We start from the raw sequence: 23,399 nt of genomic DNA on the forward strand, positions 1-23,399 counted from the left end.
AAGCATTTGAGCAATATGTCAAATCTCAGGGAATCATACAGTCATTCAGCCGAAAGGGATGTCCTTATGACAATGCTTGTATCGAATCATTTCATGCCATCCTAAAGAAAGAGGAAGTCAACCATGTACAGTATCTCGACTTTCATTCGGCAAGCTTAGCCCTATTTCAATTCATACAAGGGTGGTATAACCGTAAAAGAATTCATAGCCGCCTGGGTTACAGAACACCTCAGGAAGTGGAAGATCTTTTGAAACATTCCGCTTAAAACTTAACTTTTTTGTGTCCAGGATATTGACTCAAATCCAGCTTTTTACTCCCCTGGCCTGGTACAGTAATTACAATGTTATTAACATCGGGTTTCGGAAAAAGTTTGGGGAGAATCCCTATTCTTTCATTAAAAACACGGTCAGAGTCAAAGTAAAGCCACTCTATAATATATGGGCGATACATTGATAAAATAATCTTCTGTGATGAGAAAGTTTGTTTCTCCCCTATAATCAATTTTTGTTTTAATCTACTACTCCATTTTACTTTATACGGTTCATTATGAATAAAATCATCAATATTTTTATCTGATATATCACCAGCATGATAAGTTTCTACAGCTTTGTTATACTCATCTATCATTGTACTAATATTTTCCTCGAGATCATCATGGGAATAGTTGTATACCCATGCGTCTCGATTAGTACTAACTCCAAGGCTATATTCATTAAAAATCACATCATGTCTCACAGCGTTCTTATCTTTGTTCCCCATGGAAGGGAATGTAGTAAATTGATCACTTCGCTGGTTTATCCAATCATACGATTTATTAGGTTTAATTTGCTCCCAATTCACACGACTTATGTCCTGATATTCTTTCAGTTTGGCCAGCTTTTCCTCTCTACTTAAATAATCACCAATATTATGATAGCAAATCGTAGCAGGCCCTCTATGATTTTTATCCTTTACAAGTATAAGTAAGGCTACACCTGAACGACTACCTTGTCCAAATATCTTACCACCTTCTTTACGCCATGCTTCACCTGATAGTCGTGCATTTCCACGCAAATTAAGTACATAAACTTTGCTAAATTCCTCAGCTAAATGTTTTCTTAATCCTGCAGTTAAATTACTGTCAATGAATCCATTGTTTGTTACAAAGGCAATAACACCTTTATCTTCAATACGATCTGTTGCAAGACGAATAGCACGAATATAGCTGTCATATAGTGCATTTTTTAAGGTTACTGTTGTATGAGCAGCATATGTTTTTTGTATTTTTTCATCTAGCTTTTCATATTTCAAATTTTGATTGTTCATCCCCTCCATTTCCTGACGAGAATACCAAGGAGGATTTGAAAGGATAACATTGATTTTAGCCTGCTTTTGTTGCCTTAAAGACTCTGTGTATCTTTCAGGGAACAGTTGATTATCTATTGTGTTTTCATCTTCCATGAGCTGGAAAGAATCGGTGAGTATAAGACCTCCAAAAGGCTTATGTTCTCCTGTTATTTCGTAATAAGTACTTTCTATGTTGGCTAGAGCGATGTAGTATGGCAATAGTAGTATTTCATTTCCCCATATTTCTTTATTATATTTTTCTTTTAGCTTTTCAGGGGGAATAAAGTGCATAAGCCGTGACAAAAACGTGCCTGTACCTGTAAACGGCTCTAAAATAACAACATCTTTATCTGCTAAGGAGCATGAAAATTCTTCCTGCAATACAACATCTACACTTTTGACTAGAAAGTCTACTAACTCAACAGGTGTATATACAATTCCTAAGCGATCAGAGGTTTTAGGAAAAGCTGTTTTGAAAAAGGTATCATAAAGGTTACTGAGAAACTCTTGTCTCTCTGCTTCCTTATCCATACCCCGGGCACGATTATATACACTGTGGTAGAAGCCTTGTAATGTCCCTGTTTCCTTTTCAATAAATTCCTTGAATAAATCAGTAATTCGGTCTAAAGCCTGAGAAACCGGATTATGGGAAAGAAAAGCATATTGTTCAAAGATAACATCAAAAATTGGTTTGGTAATAATATGCTGAACAAGCATGGCCAGGGCATCATCTTTAGTTACCATCGGATTAATTACGTCATGAAGTGAACGTAAAAAGTTGTCGAAAGTTGTTCTAGCTTGTTCACCTAGTTCACTGTCATGCTCCAATACTTGCTTAATATGTCTCTCTATTCTACTGGCCACTTCAGCCACATCTTTGGCCCATGTTTCAAAATACCGTCGATCTCCCACTCGTTCGACTATTCGTCCAATCAGCGCCCGGCGTAATTTCTCACCAAATAGATCCGCAGCAAGTTGTTGCCATCTTTCTTCTACGTCAATAATAATTTTGTCGTCATCATCACCAATATATTTTGTTGCTTTATTTGATTTTGTAGCTTTAAGCCAGACAGACCTTACCTCTGCATCCAAACGATCATCAATCGAACGTAAAGCTCCAAGTACTTCCCACACCGTTTTAAATTCTTCGTTCTTATCCAAAGCCTCTTCGGGGTCTTGTTCAGGATTAGCGAGAACTGGAATAATGACATAGCCATACTGTTTGCCTTCAGCTTTTCTCATGACACGACCCACAGCTTGAACAATATCCACGACTGAACGGCGGGGTCGCATAAATACTACCGCATCCAATGCAGGCACATCTATGCCTTCAGTTAGAACTTTGGCATTACTTAGTATGCGGGTAACTTTTGAATCAAAACTTTGTTTAAGCCATGCTATCTTTTGTTTACGCTCTGAAGCAGTCATGGAGCCATCAACATGAACAACTTCAAATGTCCGGCTGGTTACCTCATTGATCATGTCAGAGGCATATAATTCCACGGTATCTCTAAATTTTCTGGCAAACTGCCTGGACTCACTGATTTTACCTGTAAATACAACTGCTCGTTTTAACGGCTCTATTTTAGTGTTTTGAAGATAACCGTTCAGGGCACGCCAACACCCGATCATTTTTGCTGCTTCTGTTACTTCTGGTGAATCTTCTCGGTTCAGGTATTCCAGTAATTTCTCATGTACTTCCGTCTCATCAACGGTCAAAATGACCACTTTGTAATCCGAAAGTATCCCACGTTCTACAGCCTGACCAAAACCTAAACGATAAAACTCTTCCCCGTACACTTCTTTGTCATCCATAGAGTAGAAATCATATCCGCCTTCGTCTAATTTTTTCTTAACTCGGGGAATAAAGACTCGGGGCGTTGCTGTCATATATAGACGTTTTTTACCTTTAATTAAGTTGTTATCATGAACCATGTGATAATATGACGAATCATCAGGGTCTTGGGCTTTTACAACCCCAGTAGTACGGTGAGCCTCATCTGCAATAATCAAATCAAATTCTGGCAAGCCGTTTTTTTGTGCATCAGCGATAACTTGTGAAGAGTGATATGTAGAAACAACCACTGTCATATGGTTATCGTCTACAGATAAAACTCCTTCAATAAGTTCATCTGCGTTTGTGGTAGGTGGGTATGAAAGTATGCTTGTATCTCCTAGTTGGTCATCGTCTGTACGACCAACAGTGTGATCACTTGTCACGGCAAATATCCTTAAAGGTGTATCAGTATCTTCCATCCATGCTCTTATGGGCTGTTCCACCAAAGCAATCGAAGGAGCCATGAACAAGACCCTGCCGCCTGCTCCTACATAACGCTCTGAAAGTTTAAGTGCTGTAAATGTTTTTCCTGCCCCCGGAGGCATGATTAACTTACCCCGGTCAATTCTAGAAAACCCATCAATTACTGCATTAATAGCTTCCTGTTGGTATGGACGGAGGTCTTTTTTTACAAAAGACAAATCGTCCGCCAATTAAATGAATCCCAGTCAACAGCACTTTCTAGCATATCAGCTAGTGTTAAAACTTTTACAGGTTTATCCTGCTTTCGAATCAGTTTTTCTGCATTTGAGCCAAGCGGTGATGATGTTACAATCAGGCGATAAGAAAACTCTTTTCTTCCTGACAAAGCCAAAAATGTAGCTATATCATCAGCTCTTAAAGTTTCCTCATGGAATTTAATTTGAATTGCCCACAGTTTACCGGTATGCCTTTCTTCGGCAACCGCATCAATACCAGTATCACCTAATCCTCCTCTATCAGGCCAATCGCGCCAACGCCAAATTTCTGAATACAAATTTTGATAAACAGGAGCCTTGCGTAGATATGATAGTGCAAACCGTTCAAAAAGTTCACCTTTTTTCGTTGTCGACTCAAATTTTCTCCATTCGTCTAATTTGTCGATTATTTGTGTACTCATTTGTCTTTCACCACTTCCTCCATGATATTACATTAATCTTAAGGAATGGCAATCTTAAAGGATTGGATGGAACTACCTCTATTACTAATCCTAAGCTATTCTCTGCTTTTCTCTTTTGACTTTCCACTTCCCTATTAGCCACAGTACAATACCCATATATACCGCAATCAAATAAAAGGAGTCAAACTCGTTTCCTTTCATCCATTCAACAATAATTGTCCAAATAAAAACTATAAAACAGATAATGGATAAATTAACAAGCGTTGAGCCACGCACGTATACTTTTTTCATTCCATTCTTTCCTCTTGTGTAGTTTTATTTTCCTATTTCGACATATATCTATTCATTCCTTTTTATTTAAGAGGCTTTTGATCGAGTAGGAGGGGGTGACTAACCCCCGTCCCCTCACACCACCTAGCATGCGGGTCCGCACTAGGCGGTTCGCCAATCTTGACGAATGTCGAAATATCTCTGAGTTAAACTCTTAAGCCCTTGTGCAAGCCAATAGGCTTTGCCGAGGGCTTTGTGTAGTTGAGGAGTCTTTGTCGTTCGCCATGCTCCTTTACGAGTGTTTGCAATCTCAAACACTTCATGTTCTTTAAGTCCAAGTGCCCTTAGTTCGCGGATTCGGGTTCGGACTCGTTTCCATTGATGCCAACGGCATAACCTAAGCCTTCTCCTTATCCACTTTTCTAAACGCTTCAAAGGGCTTGGTGTCTCAATTAGAGCAAAGTATCCTATCCATCCCATTGTGTATTGGTTCAGCTTCTCTATTCGTTCTTCCATTGAAATGCTCCAGTTAGGGTTAGTCAGCTGGCGTATCTTGTTCTTAAAGCGTTGGATGGACTTCGAGGCTAGACGTATCCGGGCTTCGCGTTGCTTGGTGAAACTGAAGCCCAGAAACTTCCTTCTCCATGGTCGGTCGACAGCGCTTTTCTCCTCATTGACTTTGAGTTTTAACTTCTTCTCCAAGAACCTTTGAATACTTTGCTTCACTCGTTGCCCTGCACGCCTGCTGCGCACATAAATGTTACAGTCATCAGCGTAACGGCAGAAGCGCAACCCTCGCTTTTCAAGTTCCTTATCTAAGTCATCAAGGAGAATATTGGCCAATAGCGGGCTCAATGGACCTCCTTGCGGGGTCCCCTCCTCTGATCGGACTTTGACACCGTCCCACATGATCCCAGCTTTTAAATAGGCCCGTATCAGCTTCAGGACACGCTTGTCCTTCACCCGTCGTGCCACCCGGCTCATCAAAATGTCATGATTGACCCGGTCAAAGAATTTCTCCAGGTCAATGTCCACAACGTATCTATATCCCTCTTGGATATATCGTTGTGCTTGCCGGACTGCATCATGGGCCCGGCGCTGGGGTCGGAATCCATAGCTGTGGGACGAAAAGTGAGGGTTAAAGATTGCCGTGAGCTCTTGGAGAATGGCTTGTTGGATGAACCTGTCTATCACGGTGGGAATGCCTAACAACCTGACACCTCCGTCAGGTTTCGGGATTTCGACCCTTCGGACAGGTGCTGGCTGGTAGGTTCCCTCCAGCAGCTTTTGTTTAATTGCTGGCCAATGCTCCCGAATGTAATCTCGGAGGTGTTCAATTGAAACCCCGTTGATGCCGGGAGCTCCTTTGTTAGCCTCCACACGTTTGAGTGCTTTGGTTAAATTTGGCCGTGATAAAATGTTCTCCAACAAAGCCATCGAGATATTTCTCCTTTCGCGGGATGAGGTTCAGGTCTTGCCGGGCAATGCTCAGCCCTCATTCCAAGGCCCTCCGGGCTTCACCCATCCTTCCTTGGAAGAGTTCCGTCAGGAATTCTGCTTCAACGCACTGCATCTCGAAAGAGTCTGATTCATCCCTGAATTGACGTTCGGCCCTTCCCTTTTCAGGCGTCCCCTACTCAGGTACTATGACCTCTGCTGACTCCTGTACGTTCAGCAAAACCTTTCGGTTTTGGTTACCATCTTCAGATGGCGTACCGTACAGGCCTCCCCGGATAAGAGCACGTACTTTCCACTCATGTACCTGCCCAATATACTGCTACAGCCCTTGGCGGCTTAGGACTTCGTCTTGTTTGGCAGACTCATCCGACTGTAACAGCCTCAAATTGAGTTCGTGTACCTCAGGTCGAGTGTTTGCCTCCAGCTTCCTTCAGATTCCGCCTCACGGCGGACACCCTTGCTTTCAGCTAACGGTAGGCGCTCGCCAGCCCCCGTTCGGGACTTTCACCCTATAGTCACGCACCCATGCCGGGCGTACCAAAACAGTAAGGTAGGCTGATCAGCCTACCTTACTTATAAAGCCAAAGTTTCCTTTATAAATGGGGAACCCTTAGCCCCTTTTAAGGGGAGCTATTGCTGATCATGGATGCCCGGAAACTGTCTTGTGATACCATGTCCTGCCGCCACCAGTGCCGCCTGCCCAAGGCTGATGCCACCATCGTTAGGGGGAACCTCCCTGCCTATCCAGACGTGCATGGTACTATCAGCAAACAATGCCTTTAGATCAGCTAGCAAAAGGGAATTTTGAAACACTCCTCCGGACAATACAACAGTATCGATCCCGTAGGCCTCTCCTATAGCCAGGGCGCTTCTGTATATTCCTTCAGCGATGCTCCTGTGAAACGAACGGGCGATAGCCGCTACGTCCCGCCCCCTTAAACGATCTTCCACCATCACTTCTACGAGAGGACGATAGTCAAGTTCCTTTCCATTCCATGGGAAAGGATACACCCTTTCCAAAGGGGCAGAGCGTGCCAGATGCTCGAGCCAAATGGCTGCCTGGCCTTCAAATGAAATAGCCCCGGTAAAGCCCAAAAGGGCGGCCGCCGCATCGAACAGCCGGCCGACAGACGTGGTGGGAAAGGTACGGAATTGTTTTTCCACCAGCTTAAAGGCCGTAAAAAACCGTTCAGGAAGAGCCAGCCGCCTGCCAACATCCGTTGCCAATTCTGGCATGTCTGCAAAGAAACCAGCCAGTGCTTGCAGCGGTACCCTTGCCGCCGCATCGCCGCCGGGAAGCACGGCATAACGAAGATGCCCACACCGTTTTAAACCTTCCGCAAGGCTTCCAACAAACAGTTCGCCACCCCAGATTGCCCCGTCGTCACCAAAACCTGTACCATCAAATGCCACTCCGATGACCTGTTTGTCCAGAGCATTTCGTTCTGCCAACACAGATGCCACATGGGCGCGATGGTGCTGGATGCCAACATGCTTGTAGGTTTCCAACTCGCGGGCAAACTGGGCGGAGCGATATTCGGGATGGAGATCATAGGCGATGATCGTTTCCGCTAATGGGACTTCATACATCGCTAAAAGATCACTGACGGTCTGCTCAAACGCTGTATATGCTTCATATTGCGTCAGATCACCCAAATGCTGGCTCATAATCGCTTTTCCCTTGACAACTAACGTGACAGTGTTTTTCAAATCAGCCCCAACAGCAAGAATGGGCCGATCGCTGGGCAATTGAGCGACAGGGAGCGGAGTGTACCCCCTCGCCCGACGGAGTACGGTCGCTCCAAATGCACTCACACGAACAACGGAATCATCGACGCGGCGGGCAATGGGCCGCTCACCGATAAGCCACGCGTCAGCGAGCCCTTGCAAGTCTTCCAAAGCATCCCTGTCTTGATAGACGATGGGCTCACTGGAACAATTGGCGCTCGTCATCACCAGCACAGGAGGCGCCCCATAGTAAAACAACAAGTGATGAAGCGGCGTATACGGAAGCATCACGCCCAGGTCGATGTTGTCGGGGGTCACTCCCAAAAGCAACCGGCGTGCCCTGGCCAACACAATGGGACGAACTGTAGACGTAAGGAGTTCCTCTTCTTCAGGCGACAGATCAACCAGCGTCCGTGCCGTCGCAATGTCTTTGACCATCAAGGCAAACGGTTTTGCCCAACGGCCCTTCCGCTCTCTGAGCGTCCGCACCGTCTGGGTATTTTCAGCATCGCACGCCAAATGATACCCGCCAAGTCCTTTGATCGCCACAATGCGCCCTTCACAAAGAAGTTGGGTCGTCTTTTTGACGGCCTTTTCATCACCATGTATCCCGCCATCTTGCCACCGCAGGTAATAATGAGGCCCGCACTCGGCGCAAGCAATCGGTTGCGCATGAAATCGGCGGTCGCCGGGCTCCTGGTATTCTGCAGAACAGACTGGGCACATGGCCCACGTTTTCATCGTTGTGTAGGGACGGTCATACGGCAGTTGGTATATCACAGTATAGCGAGGCCCGCAATCCGTGCAATTGATATATGGATAGAGATAGCGGCGGTTTGCGGGATCGAACAGCTCGGCTAAACACGCTGAGCACACAGCCAAATCGGCAGGAATGTTCACCGTGGGCCGGTCATGGAGCCTGCTTTCCCGAATCTGAAAATCAGTCACCCCTTCCACGGCAGCATCCTCCCATTCCAGATTGGTCACTTGCGCCATCAGCGGGGGACGTTCCGTGATTGCCTGGAGAAAACCTTCAACAGCGCCTGTGTCTCCTTCCACATGGATCTCCACACCGCTTTCCCCATTGCATACCCATCCGCTGAGACACCATTGTTTGGCCAAACGGAAGATATAGGGACGGAATCCAACCCCTTGAACCACGCCGCGGACGTGAATGCGTCGTGCTGTTTTCATAACGAACACCTGCCTTATGACGATGCATTTGGCATGGAAGAGGAGGGTGCGGCAATGCAGCCACGGCCTGAAACTCCGATTTGAATGACCCTCTGGCCTTCCACCAGAACAGGGACGGTACGCCCTCCCGTCAAAGCAATGAGCCGTTTGAACGCTTCCTCGTCTTCTTCCACATCATATTCCACAAACTCCTTCCCGTCCCAGAGCAAAGATTCCCGCAGTTCCCCCGTGTAAGGGCACCCTTTTGCACCATAAAGTTCGAGCATCGTAATTCAGCACCTCCAGGCCTTCAAGGATGATGCAGTAAATTTCCCTTGTGTTTCGTTAACAAATACGGGGCAACGGGTCGCCGGTAAGCATATCGATGACCCGGTTTCCTCCGTACTGGGACCGCGCCAAGACGACTCTTTCCGGCTTTTCCTGAATTTCTCCGATACGCTGTGCGTTCTCCCCGCCTGGTGTGCGCCTGAGAGCTTCTAAGGCAATGTCGGCGTATTCTGGCGAAACGATGGCCAGAAATTGTCCTTCGTTGGCAATGTAAAGAGGATCCAAGCCTAAAATTTCACAGGCACCTCGCACAGCAGGGCGCACAGGAATGGCTTCCTCATCCAGCACAACAGCAACCCTGGCGTCTCTTGACAATTCGTTTAACGCTGTAGCCAACCCGCCCCGCGTCGGATCACGCAGCCATTTCAGTCCTGGTGCCGCAGCTTCGATAAGAGTGGCAACGAATGGCCATAGAGGGCGCGTATCCGAATTAAGCTCTGCTTCTAGTTCCAACTCCCCCCTGGCCAAAAGCACGGTGATCCCATGATCGCCAATGGGGCCAGAAAGAATGACTTGATCACCAGGGCGAACGTTTTTAGCTGAAAGACAGACACGTGGATCAGTAAGACCGATGCCGGCAGTGGTAATGAACAGCCCGTCTGCTTTACCGTGTTCCACTACCTTCGTATCACCACCCACTACGGATACACCGGCACGTTGCGCTGCCTGGCTCATGGCCTCCACTTCCCGTTCCAATTCAGATGTAGCCAAACCCGCTTCTAATATGATCGTGTTCACTAACGCCAGCGGCTTTGCCCCAGCCATGGCCAAATCGTTTACCGTCCCATTGATGGCAAGTTCCCCGATGGACCCGCCTGGGAAAATAAGCGGCTTGACAACAAAGCTGTCTGCTGTAAAAGCCAAACGCTGCCCTTCCCTGTCAGTAACGACGTACGCTGCATCATTCATCTCCGTTAGTTTGTTGTTTTCCAGGTAAGGGACCAAAAGCCCCTCGATGAGCCGACGGCTAGCTTTCCCGCCAGCGCCATGGGCCAATTCAATCTGGGGATCTGTAAAACGCACCTTGGTGGTCTTCATCCCATATCCCTCCTTTACCTCTGGCTGTACATGCTTGAAACAAACGTATCCTTATCCTAACAATTCGGGCAGAATAGTCCAGAGCATAAAACCACCAAAGCATAAGCTGGCTAAACCTGCGAATGTGCGAATGCTCGCGTGGACTGCGACACGCTTTGAAGCCACCGTAAGAGCCGGTGCAGCGATGAACAACGTCATGGCAAACATCCCAAGGATCGTGCCCAGGCCGAAAATCAGGAGCCAAAGCATCGCCATCTCCAGGCTTACTGATGCCTGCATGGCCAGCACAGCGACAGCACCGCTTCCCGCAAGACCGTGCACCAGGCCGAACCCGAAGGTGATCCATTGACGTCGCTCCAACTTCTCGGACGGGTGGCTATGGCCGGGACGATGAAAATGTCCATGAACCGTTTCATTGTGGGAATGAACATCAAAATGGACACGCTCTTTGAACACACGCCAGAGCGTAACCACTCCCAGATACACAAGAAGAAAACCGACCCCTGCGTCGACAATATCTTCGAATTGAGGAGCCATTTCCAATTGAAAGATTAATATTGGGAGCCCGACGAGGGCGATGGGAATGATATGACCGACCCCCCAAATGAAGCCAAGCCAGGCGGCAGGCCAAAGTCGCTTCTCCTCAGAAACCAAGGTAGAAACGGCCACAAGGTGATCGGGATCTAATGAATGACGCATACCAAGGAAAAGGGCAACTCCCAGCAATACCAGCAAATCCATTGACACATCTCCTTTCTTGTTTGGACTATTCGTCCATGGCTTGACGCAAGTGGACATGATGGTAATATGCCGCACACGCCCCTTCGGACGACACCATGAGTGCACCCACAGGATGTTCAGGAGTGCATTCCTTACCAAACAGTTTGCATTGATGCGGTTTTAACGCTCCTTTTAACACTTCACCGCATTGAGCCGCTTTCGGATCGGTCATACACGCGCCTTCTACCTGAAAGCGAACTTCCGCATCCCATTGTGCGAATTCGGGTCGTAGTTTCAACGCCGACTGGGAGATGATTCCGAGGCCGCGCCATTCGAAGAAAGGCCGGACTTCAAAGACTTCGTTCATCGCTTTAAGAGCAGGGATGTTCCCTTCCGAAGGGACAACGCGGATGTACTGATTTTCAACTTCCGAACGGCCTTCCCTCATTTGTTTGACCAGTATAAGGATGGATTGCAATAAATCCAGGGGCTCAAACCCGGAGATGACCACAGGTCTTCCGTAATCTTTGGCGATAAATTCATATGGACGTGTGCCGATCACCGTAGAGACATGGCCAGGCCCAATAAATCCGTCGATACGCATTTCTGGAGAGTCCAGAATCGCGCGAATCGCCGGAATGATAAGAACGTGATTGGAATACACAAAAAAATTTTGCACGTTCAAGTCACGGGCGCGCAAGATCGTCAGCGCCGTCGACGGAGCCGTCGTCTCAAAGCCGATGGCGAACAGCACCACCTGCCGGTCGGGATTATCGATGGCGATCTTTAATGCGTCCAAGGGGGAGTAAATCATCCGTATATCTGCCCCCTTGGACTTAAGTTCCAAGGGGGTTCCCTTACGCCCCGGTACCCGCATCACATCACCGAAAGCGGTAAAAATCACATCCGGCTGTTGGGCGATCGTCAACCCTTCGTCCATGCGCCCCGTGGGAAGGACACAAACTGGACAACCCGGCCCATGGACGAGCTCAATGTTTTCCGGCAGCAAGTTCTGCAGTCCGAATCGAAAGATAGAAAATGTATGTCCGCCGCAAACTTCCATAAAACGGTAGTTGTCATTGGGATCTACGAGACGATGAATCTCTGCCGAAATCTTGTGGATCAATTCCGGGTCGCGAAACTCGTCAACATATTTCATTGTCGTCATGTTTGCACCTCCAATGCTCGCCCCAAAGCCACGCCCATATGAACAAGAAGGATTTCCCCTTTTTTGATGTCGGGAACGAAGTCAATGGCAACGTTCGTGCGTACTCCTGAACGGTCCTCTACCACTGCTTCATTGTCATGAATTTCGATGACTTTTACCGGAACCGCCACATCGGCGCATGTTGAACAGCCATGATTTGACAACTTATTTCTGCCAAATGAGTTCAGATTGACTTTCTTAGTCATCCTCTCATCCTTCTTTCATTTTGTCATTTGAGGACTTGACCGATGAAGATTTCACGTTCATTTTTTCATCAAATTGATAGCCCATCACTTCCTCCATGGCCTCGTCCGCTTCACCTAACATGCTTAGCAGTCTCAATTGTTCAACCGCTTGTTCCTCGCTTATCTTGCTCATGGCAAATCCGACGTGGATGAGTACCCAATCGCCAAGATGGGCTCCTTCATTTTTCAGCAGACCAATGTTAATCTTCCGTCTCACGCCGGAGACATCGACCATGGCATAGTGTTGATCCTCGTCTAGCAGCTCCACAATTTGGCCAGGTATCGCCAAGCACATGGACACGTTCCTCCTCTTCTCCGTCATTAAAAACGTGTTTACTCAAATTCGAGGCGCCACACAATGACGCGGTTGTTCCCCGAATCGGCGATCGCCAATCTATTCTTATGAAACCAAATGCCATAAGGCCAGCATAAAGTGTCCCATGCCACCTTTTGCCAACGGTTTTCTCCCGCCCCATCAAAGTCTTGTTGGCCTATGACGCAGGATGCGGGATGATACGCCCCTTTGCGTGGTAACTCTGTATAAAGTAGGACGCGATTGTTGGCCGTATCAGCCACCGCGAGCAAGCCGCCGCTTAAGGAGATGCCGTATGGAAAGCGCAACCGCCGTGGCCCCTGGGGAACGTGGGGTAATTCAAACGATTCCGTGAAGTTTTTTTGCCCGAGTACCAAATCGGCGGGACGGTCCATATCTGGAGGAGGCGTATAGCCGAGAACGCGATGATTGCCTGCATCGGCGACAAATAATGTCCTTTCATCACCGGCAAGGGCATGTGGCCAACGAAACGTGTCCACACCCACACCCTTCCCCCGGTTTTCGCCGTTGACGTAACCATGAGGTTGACCCAGAATGAGATCAGGTACTTGACCGTCTTCCGGGATGCCTTTCCAGCCCAGAATCCTGCGGTTGCCCGTGTCTGCCACATAAAACCAGCCATTGACGTAAGCAAAGCCGTAAGGCCAATAAAATCCCGTCGGGCAGACCTTCCCTCCTCGATTGGGGTCGATGTGTTGCATGTCAGGTTGACCCAGGACATGATCGGGCGGCTGGTTGCTTTTTTCCGGCAACGTATCCCAAATCAACAGACGGTGATGCCATGCGTCGGCAACAAACAAACGTCCTTCAATCACCGCTACGCCAGTTGGGAGATGAAACATGTTGGGACCCTCAGATTCAAAATCGGCCTGTCCCAAAACAACGTCCGCCGGGGCATGATCGTTCTCTGACCACCCGTACCAAATGAGCAGGCGATGATTGCCACTGTCGGCCACCACGACGACGTCATCGTCCATATATACCCCCCTCGGGGCGTATAGATTGATCCGGTTTGGCCATGCCGGTGGCAATGTGAGACCTCCGGGAGCGGGTCCCCCCAACCACCGTTCGGGATAAGCGGTCAGTTTAACCGTACCCATACCCATTGGTCCTTCACTTGTACCGGAAACGGTTCTAACTGAACGTGGGGGGCCGTCAGACATTCCCCGGTTGATAAGTCGAAACGGAAGCCGTGCCACGGACAGGTAATGGCTCCACCGTCGACCATTCCCCCGTCAAGGGGCATGCCCATATGGGGACACTGGTTGCGATAGGCCATCACCTTTCCATCGATGCGCACCAATAAGATGTCGTGCGCCTGATGGGTAAAACGGACCGCCCTTCCTTCTTCCAGGTCCGAGACTGACGGACCTTTCACCCAGCCACTTTGTTCCAGGTTATCCGCTTCGTCGATAACATGCAACGGCATGTAACCGGAAGCAACTTCGTCTTCCGCCATGAGCACATCTTCAATTTCTGGCACACGCGTTTTGACCGCTTCCTCGACCGCTGTTTTCAACGTCACAGCAGATAAAGAACAACCGGAGCAAGCACCTTGAAGGCGGACATAGGCCGTATGACCTTCAACTTTAACCAATTCTACATCGCCACCGTGCGAGCGCAAATAGGGGCGCACTTCTTCGAGCACTGCTGCGACACGTGTAAACAAGTCTTGTTTGATGATGCCGTGCATCGAAAGCAGTGCATAGACGGCAGGATCTCCCACCGCTTTAAGCAGCAGCTCTTTGCCCTCTTCTGTTTCACGAATCGTACGGATGAGCTTCCTGAGAGCATGTTCATGAAAGGCTTCGATGGCCTTTTTTAACTCCATCGCCTTCCTGCAAGCATCCTCCGGCAGCTCTTTAACTGATTCCAAAACCCGATCCACATGTTCCGCCAAAGCGTGAAAATCCTCCTGCTGGACCTTCATCGTCAATCACCCCCAAACGCCAGCGACTGTTCGAGCGCTTCTTCCGTTTTTTGCAACAACAAGGCGGCAAAGGTTTGTTTTGCCATCGCTTGCAATACCTCCCCGACGGTGGTGTGTTCAAAAATGGAGGAAGGAACGGTTAGATTCTGCTTGGCCAACGCTTGTAGAATCAAGCAAGCCCCAGCCGGGTTATCCAGGAGAGCCTCACGAAAAAATGCGTCCACGAATTCATTTAGCCATACACCGTCACCTTGCGGATTGGTACGGAGCCGAATCAATGCGTTTTGTATGCCTTCATTGCGCTGAACGATACGTTCACTAAATCGGTCAACGGCCATGGCCAACAGAAAGTTGAAGTATTGTTGCTCATGAAGATTCATGGTCCACTCTCCCTCTTTCTTCCTTCGATTGCATTATAATGTTATAGATGCCTCCGCTCATTCTTTTGTCACCTTTTGTTTCCGGGCTATTTCAGCTAATATTTCCTCTACGGCCTCTGCGGCATCTTGTTCCCCTTGCGAACGGAAAATGCGACTGGCCTCTTCTAAGCGAGGTACCGCCCGGGAAAACGCGCCTAAATGAGCCAGAGCATTTCCTTGATTGGCTAAAACACGGGCATATCCCAAAAGATCGTCCTCAGGGCGGCGTACGGCAAGTACGTCTTCATAAAGTGCCACGGCTTCCCAAAGATTTTCTTCCGGATGGGATGTTTTCACATGTTGTAATGCGTTGGCCAGATTGACGGTTGCGCTCGCCCAAAGCTCTGGATGTGTCTCCTTTTGAAAAATGTGCAAAGCCTCCCTGAGCGATTGAATGGCCACCGCAGTCCGCAAATGGGAGCCTCGATCAATTGCCGGCATGGAAAGATAAGCCAAAGCCAAATTCATATGAACCATGGCATAGCTTTCAGGATGGGTCTCTTTGCGATACACTTTCAGCGCCTCGTGGTAACACTTAACCGCTTCCAAGAGGAGCTCTTTCCGTCCCTCGGCACCGGTTTGATAAGCCGTTCCCAACTGAAACCAAAGCTCTGCCCGGGCTTCTTGAAATGAAGATGTTTCTAAGAGGTCAAGAGCGTGACGATACCCCTCAACCGTATCCTGGACGTGACCGTCAAGCATCTGTTTCGTCGCCGCCCATTCAGCATAGAGTCTGGAGGAAAATACGGGAGAGACATCCCTGACAGATTTTGCTGCCTCCAAAAGGAGCTCAAGCCCGGTTGACCAATCTTTTTTCTGAAAGGCACCGTATGCCTGAGTGGCTAATAAAAACGCCCGGACTTCCCCAGTGGTGTCGTCATGCGGAGGGGGCGTATCGCGAAGACCGTAACGCCAGGCCACCGCATCCAGGAGAAGCGAAAGGTCTCCAGTCATTCTTTCCTTGGCCAAAGCATATATGTGGGCCTGTGGATCCAGAATAAAACGGTTAAATATACCTTCCGGGCCTTGCGGTAATAACGATAAGACAACTTGCTCGCTTTGACCCTCAATGGCCGCAGCGAAAAAACGCCACTCATCCGGCCAAATGTCGGGAAGATCCCCACGGAGGAGAAGTGACAACAGATTGTTTCCTTCTGGAACAGACGGCAGAAGCAAAAACCCTGCCGTTCCTGGAAAAACACCGATCGGTTGCGGCCGCAGCACGTTTTCCCCCTCCTTTTCCTTAGAAAGCAAACCATGCCTAAAGTTGTGCCGTGGAACTTGAATGCATAAGGGGGATCCTTAGCGCCCCGAGCGTATCATCCCACACAGCGTCACGTAACCCCGGCGGCACACCATCGGGCAATAGTTCTTGCACAAACACGCTACGGTCACCGCGCAAATTGCGCTGTTTTAACAATAAACCCCCTGCTCCTGAATGACTTACCGGCATAAGCCACAATTCTTCACCGCGCAGTAAAGCGATAGCGGTTCCCGTAGGGAACCGCACCGCTTCTTCAGCGGGAATATGGAGATAACCCGTTGAGGTAAGTTCAATCTTCATTTCCTTTCCCTCCCAAGCGTTGGAGCAACGCCTTGGCTAAACGCTCCATGGCCGATTCCACCGTGGGAGACAAGCCAAATCCGTGCGACAAGTTTTCAGCTTCGATGAGGAAAACCGTCACTTTCTTTGGAAAGCGGTCTTTCAATAACCAACGTCCCATGGCGATGGCGTGATCCCAACGAAAATCGTGAAGGTTGAGAGATTTTAAAGGAGGTGTTTCCACTTCCTCACCAGGGAGTTCAAAAATCGTACCCGGTTCGGCACCTGTCTTACAAGCGTCTACGAGAATGAGCTCCTCTGCATCCCCGATTTGAAAGGCAACATCCATACCTGCGGTTCCACCATCTGCCAAACGTACACCTGGGGGAACGCCAAGTTCCCACAATTTGCGGATCAGCATGGGACCCGCTCCATCATCGCTGCGGAGCAAATTGCCGCATCCAATAATGACGGTCACTTGGATTCCCCCTTCTGCGAACGTAACCTGTTCAATAAGCGATCCGCCATTGTAAATTATAACGTCACCGTCCCTTAGATCTTTATAACCTCGTATTTTGCCAATTCTTTATGTGTCTTAACATCGTAAGCATGAACGGTGCAAACGAGACACGAATCGTAGCTTTGCGCAATGTGAGCCAGTTCGACCGGGTCTTCGGGATTTTTGACGGGTGTGCCAATCATCGCCGTTTCAATGGGACCACGCTGACCGTGACGATCCCGCGGCCCAATATTCCACGCTGTCGGCGTTACGACTTGATAATTTTCAATTTTTCCGTCTTTAATTTGAATCCAGTCGGCCAAGGATCCACGGGCTGCTTCAGTGGCACCAAAGCCGCGCCCTTCAGGAAGTTCTTGGGGCTTAACATAAAATTTTTCATTTAAATCAATCTGGTTAAGCCATTCCTTCATACGCAGGTAGTACTTCGCAGCTTCGTGCAAGCGTGCCAGCACACGCACCATCACACTCGGTCCGATTTCCTTGATGATATTTAAAAAGAGAGGATCGTCATCTTGCCATTCTTCCGCACCTGGACGCCCGGCGATCACTTGACGGGCCAGTGGTCCAACCTCCAGCGGAATCTCTCCTACACCCGGAAGGTCGTACCGGGGCGCCTTGGCCCACGTATACTTCCCTTCTTTTTTCCCGTCAGCGGGATCAATGGGATCGGTCACGCCTTCAAACGGGTGGAAAGAGCCGCCGCCTCGGTAGAAAGAGTTTGTGTGGTCTTCCCGCACGCGGGCTTGGTCAAAATCGTGATAGTCCTTACCGTCATATACCCCGGCTCGGGCAATCAACGCTGCATTCCGCCCCTCAATGGTCGGATAGCGATACTTTTGCGGATGGAAGAAATTCCCCATTGCCAGATAACGGCCCGGACCTGCTCCATATTTGTCCAAGCCGATCTCCATACTGTAACGAATGAATAAACCTAGGTCGGAATCGCGATGCTCCGGTTTTTCATCGAGCCACTCAAGGACGTCTGACCAGGTCTTGTTTTCAAGCCAGCGTTCAACCGAACACCCGAGAAGGATCTTTTCCAACCAAGTTTCACGATAATATTCCAATATCGAAATGGATCGGGTAATGTCGGAAAGCGTTGGCGCACTTACGACACCCCCCGGAACCATGAAGCTGGAATGGGGCCACTGTCCCCCGAAGATGGCGTAAATTTCCACCGGTTTGGCGGAAACAACGACACCGATCTCATAATGTTCGCCTTCAAACGGCGCCCAACGGCGAACAACTTCGTCGTACATTTTGGAGGAAGCATAATTTTGATGGGTCAGACCAATAGCAAACAAGGCATAGAACCAGCGGGGAATACTTTGGATCGTTTCGGCAGCCTGGGCAAGGTTGCGAATAAGCGTAGCGTTGGGCGGAACTTCCGTGCTCCAGGCTGTGTCTAAAGCATAGACCGACTTGGTAAGATGGCTGCCGCCGCAAATGCCGCAAATCCGCGGGGTAACAATCAGACCAGCCTGCGGATCTTTTCCTTTTAAAATCAGTTCAAAGCCGCGGAACATGGTGGCTTCCGTCCAGGCATCAACGACCACTCCATCTTCTACAGCCACTCTGACATCCAAGTCACCTTCCACGCGCCCCAGTGAATGGACTTTTAATTCCATTTTATTGCTTGTCATCATATTTCCTGACTCAGTCATACCCCTAACCCCTCCTTTTTAAATGATTTTCCTCAAAAGATACATTAAGGGGTATTTTCGTTGAAACCCATTATGTTTATGGCACAAACATGTCTTCCTTCGCCCATTTCGGTGCGACCGCCCGAGCCATTGCCGCATGGACGGAGTAGCTTAACGGGTCGCTGCCTTGAGGCACTTCTTTTGGAATCGAGCCGAGAACCTTTTGTGTCTTGAACACTGTACCCGGTGCCAAGTCAAAAAAGGGAAACTGAGGCTCCGTACAACCAATGCAAGGCATCCCAGCCCGGGTTTTGGACGATTGACGGTTCCAGAGAATCCTGTTACAGGGCGAATGGGTCATCGGGCCTCGGCAACCTTGTTCGTAGAAGAGGCAACCTTTCCGTGTACCTTGTCCAAATTCCTCAACCGGTTCTTTCCACTCAAAATATTGCACACGCGTACAACCGGTTTGGGTAAACGTCTTGAAGAATGTTTGCGGCCGTTGCAATTCATCTAACAGTACGTCTTCTGCGCGGCCAGTGGCAACAGCGACGAGAATCTGTGTGACCCAGTCGGGATGAGCCGGACAACCGGGAATATTAATCACGGGCAATCCCGCTTTGGAACGGAAATCGGATCCGAGAAACCCGCCCCGTTCCCCCTTCAAGTATTGCAGGCCAATGGATTCAGTGGGATTTGGCTTCGTCGCCGGTATCCCGCCCCAACATGCACAGTCACCAACAGCCACGACGTACTGGGCTTTGTGGGCAAAGTTCCATATCCACTCTTTTTTCGGGCGATCCATGAGCATATCGTAATGCCCTGTTCCGTTCGGCCCCTGAATGACCGTCCCTTCAACCACCAAGATATCCAAGGGGATTTCATCACTAAGGATTTGATCGAATAAATGGCGCACTTGGTCGCCAAATTCCATAGCCAAAGAATGATGATAAAGGATGTTGATACCAAAATCACTGACTAAATCAACCACGGTCGGCTCCTCAGCATTTAAAAACGATTGGGTGTTTCCATTGCATGCGCCGCCATGTATCCACAGAAGATTCGCCACTTTTTCCACCTCCAAATGAGCGAGCTTACTGAACCACAAGATTGGCAACTCAGTTTTTCATATTGATGTCCGGTTACAAACAACCTGCTGCTTTTTCAAAAGCTGCTTTGCCAGCCTCCAAATGGGCTATCCACTCCTCAATCCCTTCTCCCGTGCGCACAGAAACTTCAAAAATGGGGATGCCTGGTCTAACTTCGTTCAACGCTTCATAGAAGCACTCCCGCTGAAAACCCACCGCTTCGGCCAAGTCAATCTTGGTAATAACCGCTGTATCGGCGCTGTTAACGATGGTAGGATATTTCACAGGCTTGTCTTCCCCCTCTGTCACAGAAAAGAGAACAACACGCTGATTTTCTCCTAGATCGTAACTTGCTGGACAAACGAGATTGCCAACATTTTCAATAAAGAGAAAATCAATAGCTTCTAAGTCCCACCCTTCCAAGTTTCTTTTAACCATTTCCGCATCAAGGTGACAAACGGTGCCAGTAGTAATTTGACGGACTTGCGCTCCGCTTAGGCGTAGACGTTCAGCATCGTTTTCTGTTGCCAAATCACCGACCAATGCTGCCACACCATACCGTTCGCCAAGGCGCGTCAACATTTCTGTCAAAAGCGTTGTTTTTCCCGCTCCCGGGCTTGAGACTAAATTGATAACATAGACACCGGCTTCCTGAAACCCCTTTCTCAACTCCCGCGCAAGAACATCGTTTTTCTTAAGAATGTTCTGTCTAATTTCAACGATCCGGGGGTTTAACGTCACTTCCTGCATCTTCTTCGCCTCCTTCCAAGGCATATAATTCCATTTCGCGCCCCTCAAGCACTTGACCTGTTCTCCTCTTGCATACGGGACAGCGCATCGGAAACGGTTCAGGCAAAATATGCGCTTGTTTACAATCAGGACAGAATACTTTTACCGGAATATCCTCAATCACAAGCCTTGCTCCTTCAAGGGGCGTCCCTTGAACCACAACGTCAAAAGAAAATTCCAGGGCCTCTTTCACCACACCTGATAAAACGCCAAGTTTTAGGTAAAGCGTTTTCACCCGTTTCGTCCCTGTCTTTTCAGCTGCTTCGATGGCTAATTCTACCAAGCTGTGGGCTATGGACAGTTCATGCATCGCTAAGCTCCCTCGATAAATGCTGTGCGAAATGAAGAACAAAATTGAGTGCCGGTTGTAGTTCTGGATCACTCAATGCCCGCATGAGTCCCAGGATGCCCACTCGTTTTGTTCCCGTCTGCTCTGTTTCTGTAGAGGCTTGAATCATCGCACGCGACACTTTTCCGACTATCTGCACCGCACGCACATCAAGGACATCAGATTTAAATAATTCTTGAACTTGAGGTGAATCGAGAAACTCCTGCAAGTGACTTATGGCGGCATAAGCTTGCTCAAAACGTGTCACGTATTCGGGCTTGGACAAACTTTGCCGTAAGAGAACAACCAGATCGTTGATCGAATCAGCGATTTCAGGACCGCGGCGCAGAAAATTTTCTAACATGTCCAACAGAAACGTCACCTGCTCCAGCTTATCGAGCAAGCGAATCAATTGCTCGATTGTGTGCGGGTCCGAAAGTTTCTCTACCAAGACTTGATCGGTCGCCCTCTCTACCACCGTTCCCTTGCCCATTTCTGCCATTCTGACCCCTCCTTTCATGGTAAACGTAGCAGAAAAAATCATCCTTTTGGTCCGTTACCACTCTCCTTCTCTTACGTTTTTATTCGCATGTTCCACTAAACGCCATCCTAATAACCTACAAATCATACACTTCTGAAAAATAAACTTAATTATAAATTATATCTAAATTGTACCTTGTTCGATTTTATCCGTCAATCAATCTTCCCATTTCACCTTGTTAGACGTAATCGAGTAGGAGGGGGTGACTAACCCCCGTCCCCTCACACCACCTAGCATGCGGGTCCGCACTAGGCGGTTCGCCAATCTTGACGAATGTCGAAATATCTCTGAGTTAAACTCTTAAGCCCTTGTGCAAGCCAATAGGCTTTGCCGAGGGCTTTGTGTAGTTGAGGAGTCTTTGTCGTTCGCCATGCTCCTTTACGAGTGTTTGCAATCTCAAACACTTCATGTTCTTTAAGTCCAAGTGCCCTTAGTTCGCGGATTCGGGTTCGGACTCGTTTCCATTGATGCCAACGGCATAACCTAAGCCTTCTCCTTATCCACTTTTCTAAACGCTTCAAAGGGCTTGGTGTCTCAATTAGAGCAAAGTATCCTATCCATCCCATTGTGTATTGATTCAGCTTCTCTATTCGTTCTTCCATTGAAATGCTCCAGTTAGGGTTGGTCAGCTGGCGTATCTTGTTCTTAAAGCGTTGGATGGACTTCGAGGCTAGACGTATCCGGGCTTCGCGTTGCTTGGTGAAACTGAAGCCCAGAAACTTCCTTCTCCATGGTCGGTCGACAGCGCTTTTCTCCTCATTGACTTTGAGTTTTAACTTCTTCTCCAAGAACCTTTGAATACTTTGCTTCACTCGTTGCCCTGCACGCCTGCTGCGCACATAAATGTTACAGTCATCAGCGTAACGGCAGAAGCGCAACCCTCGCTTTTCAAGTTCCTTATCTAAGTCATCAAGGAGAATATTGGCCAATAGCGGGCTCAATGGACCTCCTTGCGGGGTCCCCTCCTCTGATCGGACTTTGATACCGCCCCACATGATCCCAGCTTTTAAATAGGCCCGTATCAGCTTCAGGACACGCTTGTCCTTCACCCGTCGTGCCACCCGGCTCATCAAAATATCGTGATTAACCCGGTCAAAGAATTTCTCCAGGTCAATGTCCACAACGTATCTATATCCCTCTTGGATATATATCGTTGTGCTTGCCGGCATCATGGGGCCGGAGCTGGGGTCGGAATCCATAACTGTGGGGCGAAAAGTGAGTGACAAAGATTGCCGTGAGCTCTTGGAGAATGGCTTGTTGGATGAACCTGTGTATCACGGTAGGAATGCCTAACAACCTGACACCGTTGCCGGGCAATGCTCAGCCCTCATTCCAAGGCCCTCCGGGCTTCACCCATCCTTCCTTGGAAGAGTTTCGTCAGGAATTTTGCTTCAACGCACTGCATCTCGAAAGAGTCTGATTCATCCCGAATTGACGTTCGGCCCTTCCCTTTTTCAGGCGTCCCCTACTCAGGTACTATGGCCTCTGCTGACTCCTGTACATTCAGCAAAACCTTTCGGTTTTGGCTACCATCTTCAGATGGCGTACAGTACAGGCCTCCCCGGATAAGATTTAAATTCTTAGCAATTATTTTCCTTTCGTTTATCAACGACTTTACCAGTTTGTTTATCAATATCAACAAAAATATAACGGCAACCATCTTTTTCATCTATAAGCTTAACTGTAAAATAATCTCCTTGGTCTATAACCTTGCTAGGTGATGACGTACAATATTTTGTGTAAGCACTTGAAAAAATAAAAATAGGTAGGGTATCCTCGGAATTGGCGACATTCCATAAAAGAAAGGAGTACCC

At 48.4% G+C, this 23,399-nt stretch carries 24 protein-coding genes and 1 pseudogene; 1 reads left to right on the plus strand and 24 read right to left on the minus strand.

Translation table 11 applies throughout. The annotated features are described in order from the left end of the window. Positions 1-266, plus strand: a 266-nt coding sequence (locus J2S00_RS18465; protein WP_307343395.1) for an integrase core domain-containing protein, incomplete at its 5' end; no start/stop codon positions are given. On the opposite strand, the gene J2S00_RS18470 is transcribed toward J2S00_RS18465, so the two are convergent. The 24 genes and pseudogenes from J2S00_RS18470 to J2S00_RS18585 all read right to left on the minus strand — a co-directional run. Beyond that, complete coding sequence (locus J2S00_RS18470) at positions 263-3,817, minus strand: type ISP restriction/modification enzyme (protein ID WP_307343398.1); 3,555 nt, start codon at positions 3,815-3,817, stop codon at positions 263-265. The two genes, J2S00_RS18465 and J2S00_RS18470, sit on opposite strands and share 4 nt — an antisense overlap. Next, on the minus strand, positions 3,793-4,263 hold the full coding sequence (locus tag J2S00_RS18475; RefSeq protein WP_307343400.1) for a restriction endonuclease: 471 nt from the start codon (positions 4,261-4,263) through the stop codon (positions 3,793-3,795). Before J2S00_RS18475 ends, J2S00_RS18470 begins: the two co-directional genes overlap by 25 nt. 90 nt (positions 4,264-4,353) lie before the next feature. Beyond that, positions 4,354-4,554, minus strand: a complete 201-nt coding sequence (locus J2S00_RS18480) for a hypothetical protein (RefSeq protein WP_307343403.1) — start codon at positions 4,552-4,554, stop codon at positions 4,354-4,356. Positions 4,555-4,695: 141 nt separating this feature from the next. Then, positions 4,696-5,970 (minus strand): group II intron reverse transcriptase/maturase, encoded by a 1,275-nt coding sequence (gene ltrA / locus J2S00_RS18485; protein WP_307343406.1) that lies wholly within the window; start codon positions 5,968-5,970, stop codon positions 4,696-4,698. A gap of 651 nt (positions 5,971-6,621) precedes the next feature. Next, the gene (hypF, locus tag J2S00_RS18490) at positions 6,622-8,913 is read right to left on the minus strand and encodes a carbamoyltransferase HypF (protein WP_307343409.1); all 2,292 of its coding nucleotides are present in this window, start codon (positions 8,911-8,913) and stop codon (positions 6,622-6,624) included. Positions 8,914-8,927: 14 nt separating this feature from the next. Continuing rightward, positions 8,928-9,179 (minus strand): Uxx-star family glutaredoxin-like (seleno)protein, encoded by a 252-nt coding sequence (locus tag J2S00_RS18495; RefSeq protein ID WP_307343412.1) that lies wholly within the window; start codon positions 9,177-9,179, stop codon positions 8,928-8,930. A 58-nt stretch (positions 9,180-9,237) separates the two neighbouring features. Next, a complete protein-coding gene (gene hypE / locus J2S00_RS18500) occupies positions 9,238-10,278 on the minus strand; it encodes a hydrogenase expression/formation protein HypE (RefSeq protein WP_307343415.1) in 1,041 nt (346 codons plus the stop codon). A gap of 51 nt (positions 10,279-10,329) precedes the next feature. Then, positions 10,330-11,019 (minus strand): HoxN/HupN/NixA family nickel/cobalt transporter, encoded by a 690-nt coding sequence (locus J2S00_RS18505; protein WP_307343418.1) that lies wholly within the window; start codon positions 11,017-11,019, stop codon positions 10,330-10,332. Between the two features lie 25 nt (positions 11,020-11,044). Beyond that, positions 11,045-12,166 (minus strand): hydrogenase formation protein HypD, encoded by a 1,122-nt coding sequence (hypD, locus tag J2S00_RS18510; RefSeq protein WP_307343421.1) that lies wholly within the window; start codon positions 12,164-12,166, stop codon positions 11,045-11,047. Beyond that, complete coding sequence (locus J2S00_RS18515; RefSeq protein ID WP_307343423.1) at positions 12,163-12,411, minus strand: HypC/HybG/HupF family hydrogenase formation chaperone; 249 nt, start codon at positions 12,409-12,411, stop codon at positions 12,163-12,165. The genes hypD and J2S00_RS18515 overlap by 4 nt, the downstream gene beginning before the upstream one ends. A gap of 4 nt (positions 12,412-12,415) precedes the next feature. Beyond that, positions 12,416-12,745, minus strand: coding sequence for a HypC/HybG/HupF family hydrogenase formation chaperone (locus tag J2S00_RS18520; RefSeq protein ID WP_307343426.1), 330 nt, complete (start codon positions 12,743-12,745; stop codon positions 12,416-12,418). Between the two features lie 38 nt (positions 12,746-12,783). After that, positions 12,784-13,884, minus strand: coding sequence for an NHL repeat-containing protein (locus tag J2S00_RS18525; protein WP_307343429.1), 1,101 nt, complete (start codon positions 13,882-13,884; stop codon positions 12,784-12,786). Continuing rightward, positions 13,866-14,714, minus strand: a complete 849-nt coding sequence (locus tag J2S00_RS18530) for a NifU family protein (protein ID WP_307343432.1) — start codon at positions 14,712-14,714, stop codon at positions 13,866-13,868. Before J2S00_RS18530 ends, J2S00_RS18525 begins: the two co-directional genes overlap by 19 nt. Positions 14,715-14,716: 2 nt before the next feature. Then, complete coding sequence (locus J2S00_RS18535; protein WP_307343435.1) at positions 14,717-15,094, minus strand: hypothetical protein; 378 nt, start codon at positions 15,092-15,094, stop codon at positions 14,717-14,719. Positions 15,095-15,151: 57 nt separating this feature from the next. Then, on the minus strand, positions 15,152-16,357 hold the full coding sequence (locus tag J2S00_RS18540) for a tetratricopeptide repeat protein (RefSeq protein ID WP_307343438.1): 1,206 nt from the start codon (positions 16,355-16,357) through the stop codon (positions 15,152-15,154). Between the two features lie 37 nt (positions 16,358-16,394). Next, positions 16,395-16,697: a hydrogenase maturation protease gene (locus tag J2S00_RS18545; protein WP_307343441.1), complete on the minus strand. Its 303-nt coding sequence runs from the start codon at positions 16,695-16,697 to the stop codon at positions 16,395-16,397. Continuing rightward, positions 16,687-17,154: a hydrogenase maturation protease gene (locus J2S00_RS18550; RefSeq protein ID WP_307343445.1), complete on the minus strand. Its 468-nt coding sequence runs from the start codon at positions 17,152-17,154 to the stop codon at positions 16,687-16,689. Before J2S00_RS18550 ends, J2S00_RS18545 begins: the two co-directional genes overlap by 11 nt. Positions 17,155-17,228: 74 nt before the next feature. Continuing rightward, positions 17,229-18,839 (minus strand): nickel-dependent hydrogenase large subunit, encoded by a 1,611-nt coding sequence (locus tag J2S00_RS18555; RefSeq protein ID WP_307343448.1) that lies wholly within the window; start codon positions 18,837-18,839, stop codon positions 17,229-17,231. Positions 18,840-18,936: 97 nt separating this feature from the next. After that, a complete protein-coding gene (locus J2S00_RS18560; RefSeq protein WP_307343451.1) occupies positions 18,937-19,947 on the minus strand; it encodes a hydrogenase small subunit in 1,011 nt (336 codons plus the stop codon). A gap of 34 nt (positions 19,948-19,981) precedes the next feature. After that, the gene (gene hypB, locus J2S00_RS18565; protein ID WP_307343454.1) at positions 19,982-20,677 is read right to left on the minus strand and encodes a hydrogenase nickel incorporation protein HypB; all 696 of its coding nucleotides are present in this window, start codon (positions 20,675-20,677) and stop codon (positions 19,982-19,984) included. Continuing rightward, on the minus strand, positions 20,643-21,026 hold the full coding sequence (gene hypA, locus J2S00_RS18570; RefSeq protein WP_307343457.1) for a hydrogenase maturation nickel metallochaperone HypA: 384 nt from the start codon (positions 21,024-21,026) through the stop codon (positions 20,643-20,645). The genes hypB and hypA overlap by 35 nt, the downstream gene beginning before the upstream one ends. Beyond that, on the minus strand, positions 21,019-21,546 hold the full coding sequence (locus J2S00_RS18575; RefSeq protein ID WP_307343459.1) for a helical membrane plugin domain-containing protein: 528 nt from the start codon (positions 21,544-21,546) through the stop codon (positions 21,019-21,021). The genes hypA and J2S00_RS18575 overlap by 8 nt, the downstream gene beginning before the upstream one ends. Positions 21,547-21,833: 287 nt before the next feature. Next, a pseudogene (gene ltrA, locus J2S00_RS18580) lies at positions 21,834-22,899 on the minus strand (group II intron reverse transcriptase/maturase); the annotation flags it as partial. Between the two features lie 266 nt (positions 22,900-23,165). Next, positions 23,166-23,399, minus strand: a 234-nt coding sequence (locus J2S00_RS18585; RefSeq protein WP_307343461.1) for a hypothetical protein, incomplete at its 5' end; no start/stop codon positions are given.

The sequence above is a fragment of the Caldalkalibacillus uzonensis genome, assembly GCF_030814135.1.
Classification (GTDB): domain Bacteria; phylum Bacillota; class Bacilli; order Caldalkalibacillales; family Caldalkalibacillaceae; genus Caldalkalibacillus; species Caldalkalibacillus uzonensis.

Bases quoted from the DNA above. Each gene is read 5' to 3' on its own strand.
- J2S00_RS18480 (WP_307343403.1), bottom strand. From the start codon at position 4,554: ATGAAAAAAGTATACGTGCGTGGCTCAACGCTTGTTAATTTATCCATT.
- hypA (WP_307343457.1), bottom strand. From the start codon at position 21,026: ATGCATGAACTGTCCATAGCCCACAGCTTGGTAGAATTAGCCATCGAA.
- J2S00_RS18505 (WP_307343418.1), bottom strand. From the start codon at position 11,019: ATGGATTTGCTGGTATTGCTGGGAGTTGCCCTTTTCCTTGGTATGCGT.
- J2S00_RS18535 (WP_307343435.1), bottom strand. From the start codon at position 15,094: ATGAATCTTCATGAGCAACAATACTTCAACTTTCTGTTGGCCATGGCC.
- J2S00_RS18545 (WP_307343441.1), bottom strand. From the start codon at position 16,697: ATGAAGATTGAACTTACCTCAACGGGTTATCTCCATATTCCCGCTGAA.
- J2S00_RS18530 (WP_307343432.1), bottom strand. From the start codon at position 14,714: ATGAAGGTCCAGCAGGAGGATTTTCACGCTTTGGCGGAACATGTGGAT.
- hypD (WP_307343421.1), bottom strand. From the start codon at position 12,166: ATGACGACAATGAAATATGTTGACGAGTTTCGCGACCCGGAATTGATC.
- hypF (WP_307343409.1), bottom strand. From the start codon at position 8,913: ATGAAAACAGCACGACGCATTCACGTCCGCGGCGTGGTTCAAGGGGTT.
- hypE (WP_307343415.1), bottom strand. From the start codon at position 10,278: ATGAAGACCACCAAGGTGCGTTTTACAGATCCCCAGATTGAATTGGCC.
- ltrA (WP_307343406.1), bottom strand. From the start codon at position 5,970: ATGGCTTTGTTGGAGAACATTTTATCACGGCCAAATTTAACCAAAGCA.
- J2S00_RS18515 (WP_307343423.1), bottom strand. From the start codon at position 12,411: ATGACTAAGAAAGTCAATCTGAACTCATTTGGCAGAAATAAGTTGTCA.
- J2S00_RS18575 (WP_307343459.1), bottom strand. From the start codon at position 21,546: ATGGCAGAAATGGGCAAGGGAACGGTGGTAGAGAGGGCGACCGATCAA.
- J2S00_RS18495 (WP_307343412.1), bottom strand. From the start codon at position 9,179: ATGCTCGAACTTTATGGTGCAAAAGGGTGCCCTTACACGGGGGAACTG.
- hypB (WP_307343454.1), bottom strand. From the start codon at position 20,677: ATGCAGGAAGTGACGTTAAACCCCCGGATCGTTGAAATTAGACAGAAC.
- J2S00_RS18475 (WP_307343400.1), bottom strand. From the start codon at position 4,263: ATGAGTACACAAATAATCGACAAATTAGACGAATGGAGAAAATTTGAG.
- J2S00_RS18520 (WP_307343426.1), bottom strand. From the start codon at position 12,745: ATGTGCTTGGCGATACCTGGCCAAATTGTGGAGCTGCTAGACGAGGAT.
- J2S00_RS18525 (WP_307343429.1), bottom strand. From the start codon at position 13,884: ATGGGTACGGTTAAACTGACCGCTTATCCCGAACGGTGGTTGGGGGGA.
- J2S00_RS18555 (WP_307343448.1), bottom strand. From the start codon at position 18,839: ATGACAAGCAATAAAATGGAATTAAAAGTCCATTCACTGGGGCGCGTG.